This window comes from Caballeronia sp. SBC1 (assembly GCF_011493005.1).
Taxonomy (GTDB): Bacteria; Pseudomonadota; Gammaproteobacteria; order Burkholderiales; family Burkholderiaceae; genus Caballeronia.
The window spans coordinates 2,470,803-2,487,705 of the sequence record NZ_CP049156.1 but is presented as its reverse complement, the minus strand read 5'-3'; the positions used below and the strand labels follow the sequence as shown (position 1 = coordinate 2,487,705).

The following is a 16,903-nucleotide window of genomic DNA, read 5'->3' as shown; positions in this document are numbered from 1 at the left end:
CGCGTTCGCCGTTTTGCAGCAATGTAGTTAGTTGCCATTGTAGTTGTCATGTTAACGCTTCTTGATTGCTTCGATCCGGTTCCTGCGTAGGCGATTACCTCGATAGCCGTCGCGCGTCGGCAGTGTTTACCGGCCCGCAAAGACAAGATCCGCAGGAGTGACTATATTTGTCGTCCTGTGCGCCTGAACGGACCAATAAACCGCGCTGGCGAGGCCTTATTGCCTCGCTCCCCACGCTTTTGTCTAAAGGATAACCATGACCGCTTTGTCTGCTTTTCCCATCACAGAAAAATGGCCTGCGCAGCATGCCGACCGGATTCAGCTTTATTCGTTGCCGACGCCCAACGGCGTCAAGGTCTCGATCATGCTGGAGGAGACCGGGCTGCCGTACGAGCCGCATCTGGTGAGCTTCCAGACCAACGACCAGATGTCGCCGGCGTTTTTATCGCTGAATCCGAACAACAAAATTCCCGCAATCCTTGATCCCAATGGCCCGGATGGCAAGCCGCTCGCGTTGTTCGAGTCCGGCGCGATCCTGATCTATCTTGCCGACAAGACCGGCCAGTTCATGCCGCAGGATGCGGCCGGCCGCTATGAGACGATCCAGTGGGTCATGTTCCAGATGGGCGGCATTGGCCCGATGTTCGGCCAGGTCGGTTTCTTCAACAAATTCGCCGGTAAAGAATACGAGGACAAGCGCCCGCGCGAGCGCTACGTGGCTGAGTCGAAGCGTCTGCTTGGCGTACTTGAGCAGCGGCTGGAGGGCCGCGAATGGATCATGGGCGACACCTACACGATCGCCGATATAGCAAGCTTTCCGTGGATACGAAACCTGATTGGTTTTTACGAGGCGGGCCACCTTGTCGGTATCGAAAACTTCCCGAACGTCAGGCGCGCACTCAATGCATTCGTCGCCAGGCCGGCAGTGGTGAGAGGGCTGGATATTCCGAAGCGGGATTGAGGGGGCTTGCGAACCGGCTGAAGTGAATTCGCGACGAAGGCGGCCATGCGCTGCCTTCGTTTATCCGAGATCGACCAATGACATTTCACGCCGTGCCCACACTTGGGGCAGCGTTTCCCCTCTGGCTGAACGTTTGTCAACCACCCGTGACCGTTGATCTTTATCCAGGTCATCAAAAGCCATCGATTTGATTCAAATTTCAAGAACCGAGATTTTAAATTAAATAGAGTTCCAGTTGATTTAATAAATGGTGATATAAAGACGCCCGTTTTTCATCGATGGCTTTAGCTGCAACAATCAATCGTTTCTCGCATATCCTCAAAACAATAAATCCCTTGACGCTTTCCCCGCGTGCGCCAACAATCACTCTTACAGGATCTCAAAAAAACCGGATTTTAATCGCACAGCCTCTCGTAATTCATAATCATGACGGAAACCGAAACTCCCCTTCGAAAGACGGAAGAGCTCCGTAGCTTCCTCTTTCTGACCATTATCATGGTTCCTGTATTGACCATCATGTTCGTTGCCATTTACGGTTTCAGCGTGTGGTTCTATCAAATGCTGATCGGCGGTCCGCCTCACTGACTAACGACTAATCGGCGGATTAATTCGTTTCACGTAATTGAAAGCGACAGGAGTCGATGTATGTCTGCACGCCTGAAAAATGCATTGGTTGAACTCGCTTCAATTCCCGAGGCGCATATTGCGGGGATTGTCGTGCATGCAAGTCAATCGAATCTTGAAAATATCAAGCAGGCTATTTCACGTCTACCGGGGTCCGAGATTCACGTAACCAGTCCGGAAGGAAAAATAATCGTGACCCTGGAGGCGCGCCGCTCGGTTGACATCGCCGATCAGCTGACTGCCATCCATGCGCTTCCGGGTGTTTATTCGGCCTCGCTTGTTTATCAGCATCACGAGGATATTGAAGCGCTCGACCAGGAGATTCGCGATGAGCCTGACGCGTCGAAGCTTTATTAAACAGACCGCGGCGGCTACCGCCGCATCGGCGGCCGGCGTCGCGCTGCCGGCCCTCGCCGCTGGCGTGAACAAAACCATCGCCGCTGTCGCCGAAGCCGACGTGACCTGGTCGAAGGCGCCATGCCGCTTTTGCGGAACAGGTTGCGGCGTCAGCGTGGGAGTGAAAGCAGGCAGGGTAGTCGCGACACAGGGCGATCCGCTCGCCGAAGTGAATCGCGGCCTGAATTGCGTAAAAGGTTATTTCCTCTCCAAGATCATGTACGGCGAGGACCGCCTGACCACGCCGCTGCTGCGCATGAAGGACGGCAAATACGCGAAGGACGGCGAGTTCACCCCGGTCTCGTGGGACCAGGCGTTCAGCACGATGGCCGAGCAATTCAAGCGCGTGCTGAAAGAGAAGGGGCCGACAGCAGTCGGTATGTTTGGCTCGGGCCAGTGGACGGTGTTCGAAGGCTACGCCGCGGTGAAACTCATGAAGGCGGGGTTTCGCAGCAACAATCTCGATCCGAACGCGCGGCATTGCATGGCGTCGGCGGTGACCGGTTTCATGCGCACCTTCGGCATGGACGAACCTATGGGCTGCTACGACGACATCGAGCAAGCCGACGCATTCGTGCTCTGGGGCTCGAACATGTCGGAGATGCATCCGATCCTCTGGACCCGCGTGACGGACCGCAAGCTGAGCGTCCCGAAGACGACGGTCGCGGTGCTGTCCACGTTCGAGCATCGCAGCTTTGATCTCGCCGATTATCGAGTGATCTTTACGCCCCAGTCCGACCTCGCGATCCTGAACTACATTGCGAATGTGATCATCAAGACGAATCGTGTGAACAAGGACTTTGTCTCGAAGCACACGACATTCAAGGAAGGCAACGCGGATATTGGCTATGGCCTGCGTCCCGATCATCCGTTGCAGAAAGCCGCCAAAAACGCGGGCGATCCGAACGGTTCGAAGCCCATGGATTTCGACGCCTTCGCGCGCTTCGTTTCGAAGTACGACGCGGATTACGTGACGAAGTTGTCGGGTGTGCCCAAGGTCAAGCTCGATCAGCTTGCGGAGCTTTACGCCAATCCGAATATCAAGGTGATGTCGTTCTGGACCATGGGTTTCAACCAGCACACGCGCGGCACGTGGGCGAACAACATGATCTATAACCTGCACTTGCTGACGGGCAAGATCGCAACGCCGGGCAATAGCCCGTTCTCGCTGACCGGGCAACCGTCGGCGTGCGGCACAGCGCGGGAAGTGGGGACGTTCTCGCATCGGCTGCCGGCGGACATGGTGGTGACGAACCCCGAACACAGGGCGCATGCGGAGCAGATCTGGCGGCTGCCCGCGGGCACGATTCCAGAGAAGCCGGGCTATCACGCGGTGCTGCAAAACCGCATGCTGAAGGACGGCAAGCTGAACGCGTACTGGGTCATGTGCAACAACAACGTCCAGGCGGGCGCGAACCTCAACGAAGAGACGCTGCCGGGGTATCGGAACCCTGAGAATTTTATTGTGGTGTCCGATGTGTATCCGACTGCTACGGCGGTATCTGCCGACCTGATCCTGCCCGCGGCAATGTGGGTCGAGAAGGAAGGCGCGTACGGCAACGCCGAGCGCCGGACGCAGTTCTGGCATCAACTGGTGGAAGCGCCCAACGGCGCGCGCTCGGATCTGTGGCAGTTGATGGAGTTCTCGAAGCACTTCAAGGTCGAGGAAGTCTGGCCGCCGGAGTTGATTGCGAAGCAGCCCGAACTGAAGGGCAAGACGCTCTATGACGTGCTTTATCGTAACGGCCAAGTCGATAAATTTCCGAATAAAGATAGTAATCCGAATTATAGAAACGATGAAGCGAAGGCTTTTGGTTTTTATGTGCAGAAGGGGCTCTTCGAGGAATACGCGACTTTCGGCCGCGGTCATGGTCACGATCTCGCCCCCTTCGACGCTTATCACGAAGCGCGTGGCTTGCGCTGGCCGGTGGTGGACGGCAAGGAGACGCGTTGGCGTTACAAGGAGGGATCGGATCCCTACGTAAAGGCCGGCACGGGGTATCAGTTCTATGGCAACAAAGATGGCCGCGCGGTGATCTACGCGCTGCCGTACGAACCGCCGGCCGAAGCGCCGGACAAGGATTTTCCGCTCTGGCTGGCAACGGGACGCGTGCTTGAACACTGGCATTCCGGATCGATGACGCGCCGCGTGCCGGAGTTATATCGGGCATTTCCCAACGCCGTGTGTTTCATGCATCCCGACGATGCAAAAGCGCTCGGCTTACGACGCGGAGATGAAGTCAAGGTGATGTCGCGACGTGGTTTTATCCGTACGCGGATCGAGACACGCGGTCGTGACAAACCGCCGCGCGGTCTCGTGTTCGTTCCGTGGTTCGACGCGAGTCAGTTGATCAACAAAGTGACGCTCGACGCCACCGACCCGATCTCGCTACAGACCGACTACAAAAAGTGTGCCGTCAAGATTGTCAGAGTCTGAGGAGGCGGCCATGCGAGCGTGGACCGTAGTGGTTGCAGCAAGTCTTTGTGTTTTTTCCCAGGCGGCGTCGACTCAGCCGGTGATTCCTGCCGAACCGTTTCACGACGCCATGCGCGGCACAACGCCGATCGATGAAGAGGCGAAACCGCCGTTGATTGCACCTATCGAAAATAAGGATGTCATCCGTGGCCGCGCCTATGCACAGCAGCCGCCGACGATCCCGCACAAGATCGACGGCTATCAACTCGACAAGAACGCCAACCGCTGCCTCGCGTGCCACGCGAGGAGCCGCGCGGCCGAGAGTGGAGCCGTGCCCATCGGCGTATCGCATTACCTCACGCGAGACAACGCCACGCTCGGAAGCCTCTCGCCACGGCGCTATTTCTGCACGCAGTGCCATGTCCCGCAAGCCGATACGAAGCCGCTTGTCGGCAACACGTTCAAGGATGTGGAAGATGTGCGCGTCGCGCCCGGGCCTGCTGGGCCGAACGCGGCCGGGAAGAAATAGGAGCGTGCGATGTTCGGCCTGATAAAGCGCTACTGGCAGACGATCAACCGCCCGAGCACCTACTACAGCCTCGGCTTCCTGACGCTAGGCGGGTTTATCGCGGGCGTGGTGTTCTGGGGTGCGTTCAACACGGCGCTGGAAGTGACCAGCACCGAAGCGTTCTGCACCAGTTGCCACGAGATGCACGACAACACCTTCGCTGAACTGAAGACCACGATTCATTACAGCAACCGTAGCGGCGTGCGTGCCATCTGTTCCAACTGTCATGTGCCGCACAACTGGACGGACAAGATCGCACGGAAGATGCAGGCGTCGAAGGAAGTGTGGGCGAAGGTGTTCGGCACGGTCGGCACGCGTGAAAAATTCCAGGAGAAGCGGCTTGAACTCGCTGAACACGAATGGCGCCGCATGAAAGCGAATGACTCGCTGGAGTGCCGTAATTGCCACTCTTTCGAGTCCATGGATTTCACGCGCCAAAGCCCGCGGGCGCAGAACGCGCATCAGCGCTTTCTCGCCACCGGCGAGAAGACGTGTATCGATTGTCACAAGGGGATTGCACACGAATTGCCAAACATGACTCAGGCAATGCGAGATCAACAGCTGCGCGAAGCGCGTTCAAATTGAGAGGTCTATCGATGAATCAGAACACGTTTATTCCATCGGAATTCTCTACGGCAAGATCGGGCGATGCACTTTTGTCTGTCGACAAACTGGCCTTCGATCGCGCCGGAGAAAGGCTCTTTAGCGACGTAGGGTTCGACGTTGACGCCGGCCAGGTGCTGCAGATCCACGGCCCGAACGGCAGTGGCAAGACCACGCTGCTGCGCGTGCTCGCGGGTCTGTTGCAACCGAGCGCGGGCACGGTGCGATGGCGCGGCAAGGATGCGCGGGCACGTCCGGAAGTGTGGCGGCAATCGCTCGCCTATCTCGGGCATCTGAACGGCATCAGCGACGATCTGACTGCTTCCGAGAACCTGACCTTCAGCTCGGTGCTGGGCGAAGTTGCTGAAGAGCGGGTAGAGGTCCAGGAGAAAGCGCTCGAGAGCGTAGGACTTGACCGCTACCGGCACGCGATTGTGCGCGGCTTGTCCGCGGGACAAAAGCGCCGGCTCGCTATCTCGCGGCTGTTGCTGGAACACAAGCCGCTGTGGTTGCTCGATGAACCGGCGTCAGCGCTCGACGAGGAATCGTCCGGCGTGCTCGAGCGCTGCATTGCGGGACATCTGGAGCGAGGCGGCATCGTATTGATGACTACACACAAGCTCATCACCACCCCGCCTTCGGCTACCCGCAATCTCTACTTCGAACCGTGCGGCCGATGTTCCGACTGACGGCGCGCATCGTGCAGCGCGAACTCGCCCTGACGTGGCGGCGACGTACCGCCGCCCTCGGCTGCCTGCTGTTTTTCATCATCGCGGCGAGCCTGTTTCCGCTCGCGGTCGGCGCGGACCCTGCGCTGTTGCAGGCTATCGCTCCCGGCGTGTTGTGGGTGACCGCGCTGTTCGCCGCGATGCTCTCGCTCGGGCGTTTATTCGGCCCCGATTTCGCCGATGGCGCGCTCGACCAGATGCTGCTTTCGCCGCGTTCGCTGCTGACGATTGTCATGGCGAAGATTGGCGCGCACTGGTTGACGAGCGGCTTCGCGCTCGTGTTGCTTGCACCCGTTCTGGCGCTTCAATACGGGCTGTCTTTCGATACCGTTTGCCGTCTTACGGCGGCACTGTTGCTCGGAACGCCTGTTCTGAGCCTGATCGGTTCGATGGGCGCGGCGCTGACGCTCGGCGTGCGGGGCGGCGGCATGCTGCTCGCGGTGCTCGTGCTTCCGCTCGAGACGCCCGTGCTGATTTTCGGCGCCAACGCGGCCGATCCATCACGCGCCGACGCGTGGTCAACGGCCAACTTTTCGCTGCTCGGCGCAAGCCTGCTGGCTGCACTCGCGCTGTGCCCGGTCGCAACCGTCGCAGCTTTAAGAATCTCAGCGGAATGAGTCAGCAGAATGAGTCAGCGCAATGAAGGCACATCGATCATGAACTCATCTATCGCGATGACCGGCTGGTTGCGTTACGCATCGCCGAGACCGTTTCACCGGCTGGCGGGGAAGATGATTCCCGGCTTCGCTATTGCCGCGCTGTTACTCGCGATGCCGGGCATCCAGATCGCGTTGTTCATTGCCCCCACGGATGCCGTGCAGGGCGACGTTTATCGCATCATGTTCGTGCATGTGCCGGCGGCATGGATGTCGATGCTGCTCTATGTCGTGATGGCCGCTTACGCGGCGCTCGGCCTGATACTCAACGCACGCCTCTCCGCGATGATGGCCCGTGCAATCGCTCCAACCGGCGCGCTTTTCACAGCCCTCGCGCTTGTGACGGGCGCGCTGTGGGGCCGTCCGACGTGGGGAGCGTGGTGGGTCTGGGACGCCCGGCTCACGTCCGAACTGATTCTGCTGTTCTTGTATCTGGGCTTCATGTCGCTGCATGGCGCCATCGACGACACACGCCGCGCCGATCGTGCCTGCGCCGTGCTCGCGCTCGCCGGCGTGGTCAACGTGCCGGTTATCTATTTCTCGGTGCAGTGGTGGTACACGCTGCATCAGGGGGCATCGCTTTCATTCGGCAGCGGGGTATCGATGGACAGCTCGATGCTCGCTGGCCTCGTCGTGATGACGCTGGCGTTCTGGTGTTACGCAATTGCCATGGTGCTCGTACGGGTGCGGCGGATTATCGATGAACGAGAGGCAGCATGATGAACGTCATGAACAGCTTGACCGGTGGCGACGGCGATCTCTGGTACCTGTGGGTCGCGTTCGACATCACCTTCCTTGTGCTCGCCATCGAGATCGCAATCACTGTTGGTTCGAACAGGCGGCAGCGCAGGCGCGGGCATGTTGTCCACCCGCGCACGCGTGGCAGCACGTTGACGGAGAAACCGTGAAAGGGCGCACGCGGCGGGCGTGCGGTGTCGCCGCCGGGCTTGTGGCGCTCGGCGGCGCGGCCGCGCTCGTGTTGAATGCGTTCAACGCCAACGTGATGTTCTTCGTCACGCCCTCGCAACTGGTCTCGGGCAACATGAAACACGCAGCACGACTGCGCGTAGGCGGTCTGGTGGAGCGTGGTTCGGTGGAACGCGACGCCAGCGGGTTGACCGTGCGTTTCATGATCACCGATACAGCTCGAGAGATTCCAGTGCTTTATCGCGGTGCGCTGCCCGACCTGTTTCGCGAAGGCAAGGGCGTGGTAGCGCAGGGCAGATTGTTGCCGGACGGTGTGTTCCTGGCGGATCAGGTGCTGGCCAAACACGACGAGAAATACATGCCGCCGGACGCCGCTGAAGCCATCAAACGCGCGCGGTCCGTGCGGGTATCAGACACAAGATCGGACACGATATCGAACGCGGCATCGGGCGGGACACGCGTGCCCGCAGGAGTCGCTCGATGATCCCGGAACTCGGCCAGTTCGCGCTGATCGTCGCCTTGCTGCTCGCCATCACGGCTGGCGTGTTGCCGCTTGTCGGCGCGGCCCGCGGAATCACAAACTGGACAAGAAGCGCGTGGCCGCTTGCGCGTGCCCAATGCGGATTCGTCACGATGGCATTCGGTTGCCTGGCGGTTTCGTTCATGGGCAACGATTTCTCCGTGGCGTATGTTGCATCGAATTCCAATTCAATGCTGCCGCTCATCTACCGTTTCGCGGCGGTCTGGGGCGGCCACGAAGGTTCGCTGTTGCTCTGGACCTTGCTGCTCACGTGGTGGATGGCGGTGGTATCCGTGTTCAGCAAGCAGCTTCCCCGACCCATGGTCGCGCGCGTGCTCGGTGTGATGAGCTGGATCAACGTGGGTTTCCTGCTCTTCATGCTATGGACCTCCAATCCGTTCACGCGTCTTTTGCCACCGGCAATGGATGGCCGCGATCTCAACCCGTTGCTGCAAGACCCGGGCATGGTCTCGCATCCGCCCATTCTTTATATGGGGTACGTCGGCTTCGCCGTAGCGTTCTCATTCGCTGTATCGGCGTTGTTGTCGGGCGAACTCGATGCCGCCTGGGCGCGCTGGTCGCGCCCGTGGACCACGGCTGCCTGGACCTTCCTCACGCTGGGCATCATGCTCGGCAGCGGCTGGGCGTACTACGAACTCGGATGGGGCGGGTGGTGGTTCTGGGACCCCGTGGAAAACGCTTCGTTCATGCCGTGGCTCGTCGGCACGGCGCTGATGCACTCGCTCGCCGTCACCGATAAACGCGGCAGTTTTCGCGCGTGGACCGTGTTGCTTGCCATCTGCGCGTTTTCGCTGAGCTTGCTTGGCACGTTCCTCGTGCGTTCGGGCGTGATTACGTCCGTGCACGCATTCGCCTCTGATCCTACGCGCGGCATTTTCATCCTGATCTTCCTGTCGATAGTGACCGGCGGCGCGTTGATATTGTTCGCATGGCGAGCACCGAAGATTGGACTGGGTCCCGGTTTCGCGTTGGTATCGCGTGAAGCCTTGCTGTTATCGAACAACGTTTTGCTGATGGTCGCGGCCGCTTCGGTCTTCCTCGGCACGTTGTATCCGCTCTTGCTCGATGTGCTCAGGCTCGGAAAAATTTCCGTCGGTGCGCCGTATTTCGATGCGGTATTCGTGCCGTTGATGACACCCGCCATATTCCTCATGGGCATTGGGCCAATCGCGAGGTGGAAGTCCGCGCGCCTGCCCGATATCGCCATTCGTTTGTGCTGGGCGGCGTTGGTGAGTGTGGCGTCGGCGATTGCGTTGCCGTGGCTCGCTGGTGGTTGGAAGCCGATGGTTGCGCTGGGCATGCTGCTGGCAGTGTGGTGCGCGACGACCATGCTCACTGCGTTGGCCGGACGTATTGCGGACGGGCGTGGGCCCTGGATTCTGCGGTTCTTTCATGTGCCGCGCGGGTTCTACGGCATGCTGGTTGCACACTTGGGCATCGGGATTTTTATCGCTGGGGTGACGCTGGTCAAAGGTTATGAAACGGCCGGCGAAGCGCGGCTCGATATCGGGCAATCGATCGAGGCCGGCGGCTACACCTTCCGCTTCGATGGCACGAAACCGGTCGACGGTCCGAACTATCGCGCACTGCGGGCGAACATAGTGGTGAGCCGCGAAGGGCGCGTGGTTGCGGTGATGCATCCGGAGAAACGCTTCTTTGTCGTGCAGGAAACGACGATGACCGAAGCCGCCGTCGACCGCGGCGTGTTCCGCGATCTCTACGTCGCACTCGGCGATGCAGCCGACAACAGCGCGACTGCTTGGACCGTGCGCGTGCAGATCAAACCGTTCGTCGACTGGATCTGGGCGGGGTGTTTGCTGATGGCGTTCGGCGGCGTGTTGGCGGCAAGCGACCGGCGGTATCGGCTAGCCGTGCGTGAGCGGCGGCAGGCTGCAACGGGTGCGGTGCATGCGCGCATTCGAACGCAGGCGGCTATCGCGGCGGCGAACGTAGGGAACGTAGGGAACGTAGCAAGCGCAAAGGAGACGAGATCATGAAACGCTTCCTGCCGCCACTGATTTTCTTCGCGGGCCTGAGTGCGGTGTTGGCTGCGTCGTTATCGAATGATCCAAGACGCTTGCCATCGACGTTCATCGGCAAGCAAGCGCCCACGTTCGACCTGCCACGTCTCGATGCCACCGAGCGGCGGCTGTCTCCCGAAGCATTGCGCGGCCAGGTGTGGGTGATGAACGTTTGGGCGTCGTGGTGCGAGTCGTGTCGCGATGAACATTCGGCACTCGTGACGTTCGCGGCCAGGAATATCGTGCCGATCTACGGGCTCGATTACAAGGACGAACCGGACGCCGCGCGACAGTGGCTCAAGCAGGCGGGCGACCCGTATATTGCAACGATGATGGACCGCTCCGGGCAGACGGGAATTGACTATGGCGTGTATGGCGTGCCTGAAACGTTTATCGTCGACCGGCGTGGTGTGATCCGCTTCAAACGCTCGGGACCGCTGACGCAAGCGGCGCTCGATACGCAAATCCTGCCGCTTGTGCGAAGCCTTCAAGGCGAGGGCAGCGATGAATAAGACGACGCACAGGACGATGCACAGGATCGTGGCCGGGTTGTGCTGCGTGTTGGTGATTGGTGTAGCAAGCGCAGCCGTTAGATCTGGCGTCGTCGTGATGGCCGAAGCCGAAACCGAAGCCAATGTCAGCGCTCAGGGAGCCGCTGACATCCCTGTTGACGCACCGGTTAAAGGCGACGTTGGAATGCAAGCTAATGCCGGTACGAGCGCCGCAATCACCGCGACAGCGAGTGCTGCCCCGGCGCTTGCCGCTCGCATCCGCCGCCTTGAATCGAGCTTTCGCTGTCTCGTATGCCAGAACGAAACCATCGCGGATTCCACGGCCGATCTCGCGTCCGATCTACGCATGATCATTCACGAGCAAGTCCAGCAGGGTGCAACCGATGCGCAGATTCGCGACTACATGGTGACGCGTTACGGAGATTTCGTTCTCTACGATCCGCCGTTCAAAACGCTGACGTGGGCGCTCTGGATCGGTCCATTCGTACTCCTTGTGATTGGCTTCGGCGTGTTCGCGGGCATCGTTTTGCAACGCCGGAAAATGACGCCGCCACCGCTTACTAACCTGCAGCGGCAACGCGCCAGGCGTCTGCTGGGAAGCCGGACATGATCACCTTCTGGTTCATCGCAGCCGTAATGTTGATCGCGGCCGTCCTGTGCGCAGTCGTGCCGTTGATGCAGCGAGAAACTGCAACCGGTGCACCGAAGGCTCGCGCGTTGAGCGTGTCGCTGTATCGGCGGGAACTGGCTGACGCCGACGCGGATCTGCGCACGGGCGCGTTATCGGCGCAACAATATGCAAGCGTGCGCAGCGATATAGAACAGCGCGTACTTGCCGATACCACCAGTTCTCCTTCGCTGGCCCGCCGGTCCACCCCGCGTACGGCTACACGTGCGGCAACCTGTGCCGTGCTGATTGCGCTTCTCCCGAGCGCTGCGTGCCTGCTGTATCTGAAGCTTGGCGAACCCGCCGCGCTTAAGCTGGACAACGCGCTGGACGACTCGCTGGGCGTCTCGCACGACATGTCGTCGATCTCGGTGGAGATGATGGTTTCACGGCTCGCATTTCGTCTGCGCGATCATGTGCCTGATCCTCGCGATGCCGACGCCTGGGCCACGCTCGCGCGCTCGTACACCGTGCTCGAGCGGCCGACGGACGCGGCTGCGGCCTATGCGAAGGCTGTGGCGCTTGAGCCGGGCGACGCGTCGCTGCGGGCCGATTTCGCCGATGCCATCGCTAGCGCGAACGATGGCCGCCTTGCAGGGCGAGCATCGGAGGAGATCGCGGCGGCGCTCGCCATCGATCCCGCTGATCCGAAAGCGCTTGCGTTGGCGGCGTCGGCGGCGTTCGAAGCGCGGAGTTATGCCAGCGCGATCGGGTTGTGGCGAAGGCTGATCGCGACGTTAAAGCCGGATTCACCCGAAGTCGCCCGAGTGCAAAAGAATATTGGTGAGGCGGAGGGCTTGAGCGCGGTTACCGTGAATATTCGACTGGCCGATGGCGCGCACGTCGCGTCTGATGCAGCGGTTATCGTGACGGCTCGCACGAGCGGCGCACAGGCTTCGACTAAGCCGATGAATCCGGCGAGCGCGGCGAGTGCGGTCAGCGCGGCGGTCCCGTCGAACACGTTGCTCGCCGAGCGTCGGCTAGCTGCAAGTCAACTTCCCACTACGATCGTTCTCGACGACTCGCTTGCCATCAACGCAACCGACACGCTGTCGGCGCACCAGCAGGTTGTGGTGGAAGCGCGGATTGTCTCGGCATCGGGAGGGGACGATTTGACCGGACGAGGCGATGCCCGAGGGTTGGAGAATCGACACGCCGATGTGGTGATCGCGGCATCATCGCCATAGACGCTTCATTTTGACCGGCAATGTTCTTGGCGTTCCGAATTTCGACCCGCTGCAAAAACTTGTTAAGCTCGGCATTCGGTCACTTCAATGCCCAGCATGTTCGAGTTCGAAGAGCTATTGCTAATTGCCTACAAGAAGGAGCGCGCCGTGAGCCGACGCTTGTCCAAGCTCACATCGCTCTCCGCTCACGCCGCTTTGACGCAGACGCTGGAAAAATCAGCCGGCACGCAGACGCTCGCGGAGCTTGTGAGCGCACGGCATCGGGAAAGGGCCGCGAAAGAACAGGCGCGACACCATCGTGAGCAAGAACGTGCAGCCGCGCGCGCGGCGAGAAAAGTGCGGCCTGCATTCCGTGATGCCGCCGCGTGGCACGCCTGGTTCGACGGCTCGGCGCATCCGAATCCGGGCAAGATTGGCATTGGCGGTGTGCTGGAGAGCCCGGATGGCGACGTTGTCAAAATCAGCGCGCGTGCCGGTCATGGCGACAGTTGCGAGGCGGAATATCTTGCTCTGATCGCGGTGCTTGAAGCCGCGGTATCACGAACGCCGGTGCCGGCCAAGCTTGTGATTCATGGCGACAGTCAGGTTGTCATTGAAGATGTCCTTCGCGACGAAGCGAGCAGTGCGCCCGCGCTAAGTCCCTACGCGGCGCAGGCGCGCGGTCTGATCGCGCAACTCGCCGATGTTCGCCTCCAGTGGATTCCTCGCGCCCGCAACGCAGCCGCCGATGCGCTTTCGCAGCACGCAGTGCGCACCGACACTCATCTAGACACCCAGGCAGACGCTCACGACAGGTCGCGTACGTCCACCACGGGCGTGTCGCCGAATGGGTCGCTCAACGCGTAGTCGAGCACTTTTCGCGCAGCGTCGGCCGGGGTCGAAAGCTGGCCGTTGCGTTTGAGTTCATCGAATTTTTCCCGCAAGGGGAAATGTTCCAAACCCGTGCCGCGAATCTCGGCTTGCATGTCGGTATCGATCACACCCGGTGCCACGCTGCATATTCTCAACGCCCGGTTGTTATCCAGCGTGACCGCGCGCGCGTGATGATCGAGCGCTGCCTTCGTCGCGCAATAGATGCTCCAGCCGGGATACGCATTGCGGGCCGCGCCGCTCGAGATATGCACAATACGTCGATCGAAAGCCGCCGGGCTTGCTGCTGCCACTGCTGCCGACAACATTAACGGCGCGGCAACATTCAGGCTCACCGAGCGCCCGATCGCGTTCACGTCCTGTCCTTCGATTGCCCCCACCGGCTGCAACATGCCGGCATTGTTGATCAGCAGGACGGTATGCGCGCCATCGATAAACCGGGCGAGCGTTTCAGTCCCCAGCCATTCGCCGAGCGCGGCGGGATTCGCGAGATCGAGTTCGACTTCCTGCAAAAGGGCTGAAGCGGGTGTGCTGCTGCGCGTGCGCGATACCCCGAGCACCGCGATGCCCCGTGACAGCATGTGGCTGGCCAACGCCGCGCCGAGACCGCGTGTGTGACCGGTGAGAATCGCCTTGATAGTGTTCATGTCGATTAAACCTGAGAATGAATTGAAGACACAAAGTTACCACGAGTTTGCAAAAGTCCGTGGTGTGGTGCGATATCGGCCAATAGATCGTTATACGAAATGATTAAAAGAACAAAAAACTTATCCAATCCCAGGAACAATTGACGCTAATCAACCAACAAGATCGCAAACTGCTCCAACGTGTCATTCCATTTTCAACCGGCACCTTCGTCTCAAAAAACTGAACGCTGTATGTGCAAGCCTTTGTCACACATTCATGGAAAGTGTTGGGATAATCGCGACTTCACATGTATCGGACTCCTGTATTAATGAATCAATCGCGTTATTTTTTTTCACGTTGCCTGTCAGGCGGGTGGGTCGCGAACGATTCAGAGGCAGGGTGCGCCGTCTAACCCTATCGAGATTTACCCATGACTCCCCATCCATCCGGCGTGTCCCAGACGCGCTCGTTCACGACTGTTTTCCTCATCGAGATGTGGGAGCGTTTCGGTTATTACGGCATGGCTGCGTTGCTCGTGCTGTTCATGATCGACAAGCTCGGTTTCGACGATTCCCACGCGAACCTCACATGGGGCGCGTTTACCGCGCTCGTGTACTCGTCGCCGGCAATAGGCGGCTGGATTGGCGACAAGGTGCTGGGTGCGCGGCGCACGATGATCTTCGGCGCGTGCATTTTGGGGTCGGGTTATCTGATGCTCGCCATTCCGTTCGATTCATTGGGGTACCTCTACGCGGCGCTCGGTGTGATCGTGGTCGGCAACGGCCTCTTCAAAGCGAACGCGGCGAATCTCGTGCGGCGCATTTACGAAGGCGATGACGCGCGCCTCGACAGCGCGTTCACCATCTACTACATGTCAGTCAATATCGGCTCGACCATTTCGATGCTCGCGACGCCGTGGATCAAGGATCACTGGGGCTGGCACGTAGCCTTCGCCGTGTGTTTCGCGGGCATGGTGCTCGGCTTGATCAACTTCATGGTGATGCGGCGTACCGTTGGGCACATCGGTTCCGCTCCTGACGACGAGCCCATGATGTGGGGCCGCTTTGCGGCCGTTGTGGTGGGCGCCGTGGCCTTGGGGCTCGCGACAGTATTCGTGCTGCAGAACGAACACGTGGCAGCGATCTGCGTATATGCGGCGGGTGTTGCCATGCTCGTGATCTTCGGCTGGATGCTTTTGAAATGCGATCGAAGCGAACGCTCCGGTCTGCTCGCTGCATTGATCCTCACGCTGCAGGTCATCCTGTTCTTTATCTTTTATCAGCAGATGTCCACCTCGCTGACCTTGTTCGCGCTGCGCAACGTGGACGCGTCGTTCACGCTCTTTAACGTGACCCTGTTCTCATGGAGCGCGGCGCAATTTCAGGCGTTGAACCCGCTCTGGATCATGCTGCTGAGTCCGTTCCTCGCGATCGCGTATACGCGGCTCGCGAATAGCGATCACGATATCCCCATCGCCGCAAAGTACGCGCTGGGTTTCATAGTGGTCGCGCTAGGCTTTTTCGTGTTCGCGTTCAGCGGCCGTTATGCCGTTGATGGCCGAGTATCTTCGTGGTTCATGGTCGGTGGCTACGGGCTCTATTCGCTGGGTGAACTGCTGGTGTCCGGGCTAGGCCTCGCGATGATCGCCCACTACGTGCCCGCACGCATGAGCGGTTTCATGATGGGGGCGTATTACGTTGCAGTGGGTGTGTCGCAGTATCTGGGCAGCGTGGTTGCCAACTTCGCGCGTATGCCGTCCAACGACCTGAGTTCGCTGCAATCGCTGCCGCTTTATACGAAGCTCTTTTTCGGACTAGGCTGGCTCGCGGCGGGCGGGGCCGCCGTGGCAATCATTCTGCTGCCGCTGTTGAATCGCTTGTCGCGAGAACATCGGCGTTGTGTGGAAGCGGTACGTCGTGGAACTGATCCGTACGCTGCGGCGAAGCCGGCATCGCTGCAATAACGTCAACGTATTTGCATTCAGTACCAATATTCTTCGATTCGGTTTGACCTGACATACCCTTAGCGCTATAATCTTTTTCGCGGGGTGGAGCAGTCTGGCAGCTCGTCGGGCTCATAACCCGAAGGTCGTAGGTTCAAATCCTACCCCCGCAACCAAAGATTCAACGCATAAAGCCCGGTCTATCCGGGCTTTATGCGTTTACGGTCGTGCATGAGTGGAAAGTGCTTCGATGAGTGATCGTCAAGCGCAGAAGTGGCCCACGAACCCAAGGATCTAAGAACGCACGCGGGGAAGCTCAAAAAGCCCGCACGATATGAACCGTGCAGGCTTTTGAATTCTGGATGCGTGAGCCAAGGTCGATACAGTTCTCGACTTCTTGAGACTGATCAACAGTTCAACGGAAGCAGCGCAGGGAAGCGTGGAGCGCGTTTTGTGTCTCCGCGCGATCTATTCATTGTGGCCGAGATGTGCGGCCGAAGACATGTGGCCAAGATTCATGCGGCCAAGCCGTCATGATCCATTCAGCAAGTGCGCTTTAAACGATGCTCAATGCGGCTGCCGCTTAGCTTCGCCTCGGTGGGCGAAGTGCTTCATGATTGATTCGCGGATCGCGCCGCAAATGGGCCGCTGGGCTAG

18 protein-coding genes and 1 tRNA gene are annotated in these 16,903 nt (G+C 59.6%); 18 read left to right on the top strand and 1 reads right to left on the bottom strand.

What is annotated here, in order from left to right:
- Nucleotides 1-256: 256 nt before the first annotated feature.
- The 16 genes from SBC1_RS10875 (at nucleotide 257) to SBC1_RS10805 (ending at nucleotide 13,653) form a co-directional block, all read left to right on the top strand.
- Nucleotides 257-961: a glutathione S-transferase N-terminal domain-containing protein gene (locus tag SBC1_RS10875; protein WP_165091992.1), complete on the top strand. Its 705-nt coding sequence runs from the start codon at nucleotides 257-259 to the stop codon at nucleotides 959-961.
- Between the two features lie 426 nt (nucleotides 962-1,387).
- Nucleotides 1,388-1,546: a periplasmic nitrate reductase, NapE protein gene (locus SBC1_RS10870; RefSeq protein ID WP_158934280.1), complete on the top strand. Its 159-nt coding sequence runs from the start codon at nucleotides 1,388-1,390 to the stop codon at nucleotides 1,544-1,546.
- 60 nt (nucleotides 1,547-1,606) lie between these two features.
- Nucleotides 1,607-1,942, top strand: coding sequence for a chaperone NapD (locus SBC1_RS10865; protein WP_165091991.1), 336 nt, complete (start codon nucleotides 1,607-1,609; stop codon nucleotides 1,940-1,942).
- A complete protein-coding gene (napA, locus tag SBC1_RS10860; protein WP_165091990.1) occupies nucleotides 1,914-4,418 on the top strand; it encodes a periplasmic nitrate reductase subunit alpha in 2,505 nt (834 codons plus the stop codon). The genes SBC1_RS10865 and napA overlap by 29 nt, the downstream gene beginning before the upstream one ends.
- A gap of 10 nt (nucleotides 4,419-4,428) precedes the next feature.
- Nucleotides 4,429-4,926 carry a nitrate reductase cytochrome c-type subunit gene (locus tag SBC1_RS10855; RefSeq protein WP_165091989.1) on the top strand — a complete coding sequence of 166 codons (498 nt, stop codon included), beginning with the start codon at nucleotides 4,429-4,431 and terminating at the stop codon, nucleotides 4,924-4,926.
- Nucleotides 4,927-4,935: 9 nt separating this feature from the next.
- On the top strand, nucleotides 4,936-5,550 hold the full coding sequence (locus SBC1_RS10850) for a NapC/NirT family cytochrome c (protein WP_165091988.1): 615 nt from the start codon (nucleotides 4,936-4,938) through the stop codon (nucleotides 5,548-5,550).
- A gap of 11 nt (nucleotides 5,551-5,561) precedes the next feature.
- Nucleotides 5,562-6,257 (top strand): cytochrome c biogenesis heme-transporting ATPase CcmA, encoded by a 696-nt coding sequence (gene ccmA, locus SBC1_RS10845; protein WP_165091987.1) that lies wholly within the window; start codon nucleotides 5,562-5,564, stop codon nucleotides 6,255-6,257.
- Complete coding sequence (gene ccmB / locus SBC1_RS10840) at nucleotides 6,245-6,913, top strand: heme exporter protein CcmB (protein ID WP_165091986.1); 669 nt, start codon at nucleotides 6,245-6,247, stop codon at nucleotides 6,911-6,913. Before ccmA ends, ccmB begins: the two co-directional genes overlap by 13 nt.
- Before the next feature lie 9 nt (nucleotides 6,914-6,922).
- Nucleotides 6,923-7,672: a heme ABC transporter permease CcmC gene (gene ccmC, locus SBC1_RS10835; RefSeq protein ID WP_165091985.1), complete on the top strand. Its 750-nt coding sequence runs from the start codon at nucleotides 6,923-6,925 to the stop codon at nucleotides 7,670-7,672.
- Entirely contained in the window at nucleotides 7,669-7,860 is a 192-nt protein-coding gene (locus tag SBC1_RS39795) for a heme exporter protein CcmD (protein WP_241201931.1), read from the top strand. Before ccmC ends, SBC1_RS39795 begins: the two co-directional genes overlap by 4 nt.
- The gene (gene ccmE, locus SBC1_RS10830; RefSeq protein ID WP_241201930.1) at nucleotides 7,857-8,363 is read left to right on the top strand and encodes a cytochrome c maturation protein CcmE; all 507 of its coding nucleotides are present in this window, start codon (nucleotides 7,857-7,859) and stop codon (nucleotides 8,361-8,363) included. Before SBC1_RS39795 ends, ccmE begins: the two co-directional genes overlap by 4 nt.
- Nucleotides 8,360-10,417, top strand: a complete 2,058-nt coding sequence (locus SBC1_RS10825; protein WP_165091983.1) for a heme lyase CcmF/NrfE family subunit — start codon at nucleotides 8,360-8,362, stop codon at nucleotides 10,415-10,417. Before ccmE ends, SBC1_RS10825 begins: the two co-directional genes overlap by 4 nt.
- Nucleotides 10,414-10,953, top strand: a complete 540-nt coding sequence (locus SBC1_RS10820; RefSeq protein WP_165987609.1) for a DsbE family thiol:disulfide interchange protein — start codon at nucleotides 10,414-10,416, stop codon at nucleotides 10,951-10,953. Before SBC1_RS10825 ends, SBC1_RS10820 begins: the two co-directional genes overlap by 4 nt.
- Nucleotides 10,946-11,563 (top strand): cytochrome c-type biogenesis protein, encoded by a 618-nt coding sequence (locus SBC1_RS10815; protein ID WP_241201929.1) that lies wholly within the window; start codon nucleotides 10,946-10,948, stop codon nucleotides 11,561-11,563. Before SBC1_RS10820 ends, SBC1_RS10815 begins: the two co-directional genes overlap by 8 nt.
- Nucleotides 11,560-12,807: a c-type cytochrome biogenesis protein CcmI gene (gene ccmI / locus SBC1_RS10810; RefSeq protein ID WP_165091981.1), complete on the top strand. Its 1,248-nt coding sequence runs from the start codon at nucleotides 11,560-11,562 to the stop codon at nucleotides 12,805-12,807. The genes SBC1_RS10815 and ccmI overlap by 4 nt, the downstream gene beginning before the upstream one ends.
- Before the next feature lie 87 nt (nucleotides 12,808-12,894).
- Nucleotides 12,895-13,653, top strand: coding sequence for a ribonuclease HI family protein (locus SBC1_RS10805; RefSeq protein ID WP_370469559.1), 759 nt, complete (start codon nucleotides 12,895-12,897; stop codon nucleotides 13,651-13,653).
- On the opposite strand, the gene SBC1_RS10800 is transcribed toward SBC1_RS10805, so the two are convergent.
- Nucleotides 13,593-14,324, bottom strand: coding sequence for an SDR family oxidoreductase (locus SBC1_RS10800; protein ID WP_165091980.1), 732 nt, complete (start codon nucleotides 14,322-14,324; stop codon nucleotides 13,593-13,595). The two genes, SBC1_RS10805 and SBC1_RS10800, sit on opposite strands and share 61 nt — an antisense overlap.
- A 410-nt stretch (nucleotides 14,325-14,734) precedes the next feature.
- On the opposite strand from SBC1_RS10800, the gene SBC1_RS10795 reads away from it, so the two are divergent.
- Complete coding sequence (locus tag SBC1_RS10795) at nucleotides 14,735-16,267, top strand: peptide MFS transporter (RefSeq protein ID WP_165091979.1); 1,533 nt, start codon at nucleotides 14,735-14,737, stop codon at nucleotides 16,265-16,267.
- 78 nt (nucleotides 16,268-16,345) lie between these two features.
- Nucleotides 16,346-16,422, top strand: a tRNA-Met gene (locus tag SBC1_RS10790).
- Nucleotides 16,423-16,903 lie beyond the last annotated feature (481 nt).